General features: G+C 64.7%; 3 protein-coding genes and 1 pseudogene. 1 reads left to right on the top strand and 3 read right to left on the bottom strand.

The features are described from left to right. Both KBX08_RS32765 and KBX08_RS32760 read right to left on the bottom strand, forming a co-directional pair. Positions 1-610 (bottom strand): annotated as a pseudogene (locus tag KBX08_RS32765) (hypothetical protein); the annotation flags it as partial. Then, positions 607-978: a hypothetical protein gene (locus KBX08_RS32760; RefSeq protein ID WP_210787631.1), complete on the bottom strand. Its 372-nt coding sequence runs from the start codon at positions 976-978 to the stop codon at positions 607-609. The pseudogene KBX08_RS32765 and the gene KBX08_RS32760, both read right to left, overlap by 4 nt. A 308-nt stretch (positions 979-1286) precedes the next feature. Between KBX08_RS32760 and KBX08_RS32755 the strand changes: the two genes are divergently transcribed. Continuing rightward, positions 1287-2525 carry a hypothetical protein gene (locus KBX08_RS32755; RefSeq protein WP_210787630.1) on the top strand — a complete coding sequence of 413 codons (1239 nt, stop codon included), beginning with the start codon at positions 1287-1289 and terminating at the stop codon, positions 2523-2525. 222 nt (positions 2526-2747) lie between these two features. Here the strand turns inward: KBX08_RS32755 and KBX08_RS32750 are convergent. Then, positions 2748-3061 (bottom strand): hypothetical protein (locus tag KBX08_RS32750; RefSeq protein ID WP_210787629.1); only part of this gene is annotated, 314 nt, incomplete at its 5' end.

The following is a 3061-nucleotide window of genomic DNA, read 5'->3' as shown; positions in this document are numbered from 1 at the left end:
CGAGCTGCACCAGGTCATGCGCACTCCATAGGTTCTCCAGTTCGGCACGCAGCGGAAGCCACGGAACGATCGACCGGCCTAGAAGCAGGATGCGCGCGCAGGCAGGTTGATGAAGAAGCGCGTTCGACAGCAACCAGGTCAAATGGCTCATCGGCCAGCGGTCGGCGTAGTCGACAACAAGCAGGACACCGCTGTAGCCGTCAAGTCGCAGGTCCACGCTGCCAGCCGGCGGCAGCACGGCACCCACACCGTGCGTCACCGTCACGATCTTCCATCCTTGTACCCGGCTCACGGCGGCGATCTCGGCTGCCAAGCGGGACTTGCCGCTGCCACCGGGGCCACCGATCCAACGCACCGCAATACGCGCTGTGCTGTCCCGCCAGCGCACCAAGTCGTCGATCTCGTCGTGCCCGACAAAGTCGACGATCCGGAAGCGAGCGTTGAGCAGACGGCTCGGCTGTTCGAGGAACCAGTCGCCGGCCGGCTCGGCCGGGGCATCCGGCGAGGCAAGGTGATAGACCGGTCCGCGATCGGTGAAGATGAGCAGATCGGCACCTATTACCCCATAGGCGTACCCGGCTGACGCGGTAACCCGCTGCTCGTTACTCATGTCCGATCGTCCGGCCCCTCACCGGTCCGCCGCGGCGGGGGCACGTCCGACGGGGGCCTATCGTGGTTCACGATATTGCCGCCGATGACACCCTGTGCGATACCGCCGTGAGCGGTGATGTGTTGGACGTTCGCCGGCGGATTCACTTCGTCCTGGTCGTGGCGGCGAACACGGTCGAACAGAACAAGCGCGACGCCCAATGCGCCAATCGGCAAAGCCAGCACATTGGCCCAGCCGACCCAATGGTCGAAGGCGGTGTCGCTGCCGGCGCCCGCCGCCTTCCACACCACCCACAGACCCACCACGACAATCGCGATAGCGAGCAGGAACCAACCCGCAGACGCCACGAAGTTCCGTCCCCTGGACATACCCTCCATGATGCCCGCAGCTGACGAGTTCACCCACCCGGCCACTCACCCGGCGCCCCGACTGGTGCAGCGGCCCCTGCCGACGCTGGACTCTGGCCTCGTGCGCTTGATCACCCGGCGGGCGCTGTACCCGCAACCGCCCGCCGGGCGCCAAGCGGTTACCACCAGGTGCCGCGCATCGTAGGCGGCTAGAAGCGTGCGGATGATCAAGTGTCCGATCGCGAACTGCGCTCCAACCGGGACTTCCGACGAGTGGATGCCACATGCCACCCTCGACAGCGTTACTACCTGCTCTCTCGGAGCCGCCGATGGCCGTCACGCCCATAACCAACATTCTTCGGGAGTACTTAGGAAGTGAATCCCTCATCCCGGACCGGCTGCTCGAGTTGTCCCCACGCGACCTTGATGTAAGTGAGTTCTACCGACTGGTCCACGGGTGGTCAGAGGTGTTTGAGTTCCCCTTGGTCGGTGTAGGCGAGCTCAGACCTTGGCATACACGCCCTCTCGAGGACTGGAGCGGCAAGATCGAAGGCGAAGAGTTCTTCACGCCGCGTTGGGACACTCCGCCGCTCTACCGATGGCCGTGGGACGACACCTCGCAGGCTGCCTTCATCGACGCCATCAAGCTGCACTGCCTCTACTTTGAAGGCGTGGCCGTTGAGATGCCGCGATGCGGATGGATGGATGCCAAGGCCATTCTCGATCTTATCGTTGCCTGCGGCCACTTGGCGCTGCTGATCGACGCTGGCATCGTCGTCGTCACTCCATCGATTCCGCTGCTGTTGCCTCGCCACTCACGGGTTCTCCTCGAAATGCAGCAGGAGAGCCGCGAGATCATGCCGACTCTCGGGGCTTCCATCAAGATGCGATGGCACGGATACGACCTGTGGAAAATGGCCAATGATGACGACCCTAGGGACGGAGGCCCAGGCGACAGGCTGCTGGCCAGCCTTTACCCAATCCTGCAGGATCTGCGCCTGTCGACGATCTTTCCCGACGTCGACCCTGCGCTCTGCCAGCAACAGCTCGACCTTCTTCGCCGGATTCGTGACAAAGTTGCTAATGCCACACCGTTTGATCGCATCGATGCCTCAGTGGCGTTCAGCACTTTGACCAGCTTGCCAGTGCCCAGCTACCAGCTGACTATGCCCGATTTGGTGGCAATCAGAAGCTACGGTCAGTTCGAGACCTTCCGTGCCGGATTGCGTGAAGGCCTCGCGCTGGCCTCAGGGCTCACTCGCGACGATTACTTAGACCCCGATTCCAAGGCACTTGCTGTCATCCGCGAAGGGATCGCCAACGCCCAACGGGAGGCCAAGCCGGACCCCGCCACACTCTCCGGCCGCCGCCAAGGCGTCGTCGACCTAACCATCGCTACCGCCACGGGCACCATCGGCACCCTCGCCAGCAACCCAATCCTCGGCGCCGCCACCGGCGCCGGCGCCTTTTTCCTAACCCAACTCATCCAATGGGCAAAGTCCCGCACCGACAAGGGCGCCGCCGCGTTCACCCGCCACCTGGCCGTTTTCGACGAGCAAAGGCTCTAGCTCGACAACATGGATGCGCCGACCGGTCCTCAACTGGCGGAGGAGTTGTTCACCGGCCGCGCCAGGTTGAAGTGTCAGGGGAAGAGCTCGACCGGGTCGGGGCTCCGTCCTGTCCTGGCCGGCGTTAGCGTTCGGCGGCGGCGAGGCGTTCGCGGGCCAGCCGTAGGAGCCGCTGCGCTGAGCGGAGATTGACGCCGAGGGCTTGGGCGAGTGTCGCGCCGGTCATCTCGGTGTCTGTGGCGTGGATGGCGGCGATTGCGTCGTCGACGGTGGGGACGGGGCCGGGTTTGCGGCCGGCGCCTCGCCGACGATCCCGAATGCATCGGCGGTCGTGAGCCTGCCGGACGCGGCGACCTGCCCCTCAAGGTCGAGAACGATAGCGGTGACAACACCGCCGGAGGTCTGAAGCCGTGCGGTGTACGGCGATGGAGGAGTTGTGTCGGAGTCGGCCCGGTAGGTCGTCGTCATGAGGTAGCCGGTGTCGGCCGGCTTCCACTGTGGCGGGAGAGCGGCACCGGCGCCCACATCACCGAGGG

Source organism: Micromonospora sp. H61, assembly GCF_018070325.1.
GTDB lineage: Bacteria > Actinomycetota > Actinomycetes > Mycobacteriales > Micromonosporaceae > Micromonospora > Micromonospora salmantinae.
This window is presented reverse-complemented; position numbering and strand designations above follow the sequence as displayed.

Coding starts and splice junctions, on each gene's coding strand:
- KBX08_RS32760 (WP_210787631.1), bottom strand. CDS start 978: ATGTCCAGGGGACGGAACTTCGTGGCGTCTGCGGGTTGGTTCCTGCTC.
- KBX08_RS32755 (WP_210787630.1), top strand. CDS start 1,287: ATGGCCGTCACGCCCATAACCAACATTCTTCGGGAGTACTTAGGAAGT.